2 tRNA genes and 2 rRNA genes are annotated in these 1085 nt (G+C 49.7%); all 4 read right to left on the minus strand.

The features are described from left to right. A 23S ribosomal RNA gene (locus tag ACFVTB_RS27585) occupies nucleotides 1-492 on the minus strand; the annotation flags it as partial. 200 nt (nucleotides 493-692) lie between these two features. Further along, nucleotides 693-768 (minus strand) — tRNA-Ala (locus ACFVTB_RS27590). 35 nt (nucleotides 769-803) lie between these two features. Next, a tRNA-Ile gene (locus ACFVTB_RS27595) sits at nucleotides 804-880 on the minus strand. 116 nt (nucleotides 881-996) lie between these two features. Continuing rightward, nucleotides 997-1085, minus strand: a 16S ribosomal RNA gene (locus ACFVTB_RS27600); the annotation flags it as partial.

A 1085-nucleotide genomic window follows, 5' to 3' on the forward strand; every position in this document is an offset into this window, starting at 1 on the left:
GTCACTAGGGAGTATTTAGCCTTGGCAGATGGTCCTGCCGGATTCCGACGGGGTTTCACGTGTCCCGCCGTACTCAGGATCCGTCTCGGAGGGTGTTCACTTTCGACTACAGGGCTTTTACCTGCTATGGCGGGCCTTTCCAGACCTCTTCATCTAATCAACACCTTTGTAACTCCATGTGAGACGTCCTACAACCCCAAGGAGCAAGCTCCTTGGTTTGGGCTAATCCGCGTTCGCTCGCCGCTACTGACGGAATCACTTTTGTTTTCTCTTCCTCAGGGTACTTAGATGTTTCAGTTCCCCTGGTATGCCTCTCATTGACCTATGTATTCAGTCAATAGTGACTATCCATTACGATAGCCGGGTTTCCCCATTCGGACACCCCCGGATCAAAGCTTGCTTACAGCTCCCCGAGGCAGTTTCGTTGTTCGCCACGTCCTTCTTCGGCTCCTAGTGCCTAGGCATCCTCCGTGCGCTCTTACTAGCTTAACCAACGCTCCGTTTTGTGGTTTGTGCTGCCGTTCTCGTTCGAGGCTCCATTTCGCTTACGCTCCACTTTGCATGGTTCGAACATTCGAAAAGTCATCCCAAACTCACAATACTTCGCTTACTCTTTTCTAAAAGAAAAGATCTTTCGCTAAAGGATGTTTCATTTCTTTCGCTATCCAGTTTTCAAAGAACAAGTCTTCTCTTGGTGGAGCCAAGGAGGATCGAACTCCTGACCTCCTGCTTGCAAGGCAGGCGCTCTCCCAGCTGAGCTATGGCCCCATAATTCACCCGAATACTCGGGATATGAAGTTAAATGGTGGGCCTTAGTGGACTCGAACCACCGACCTCACCCTTATCAGGGGTGCGCTCTAACCAGCTGAGCTAAAGGCCCACATGAACTTACTTTAAAACAGAAAGAATAGTAATTATTCTTTCAAAACTGACAACGAGCGAGCGATAATTCTGCCTTATTTATCCGATCATCATCGTGATCGGGTATTTCCTTAGAAAGGAGGTGATCCAGCCGCACCTTCCGATACGGCTACCTTGTTACGACTTCACCCCAATCATCTACCCCACCTTCGACGGCTGGCTCC

Origin of the sequence: Paenibacillus sp. NPDC058071 (assembly GCF_042885235.1) — a bacterium.
Lineage (GTDB): Bacteria > Bacillota > Bacilli > Paenibacillales > Paenibacillaceae > Pristimantibacillus.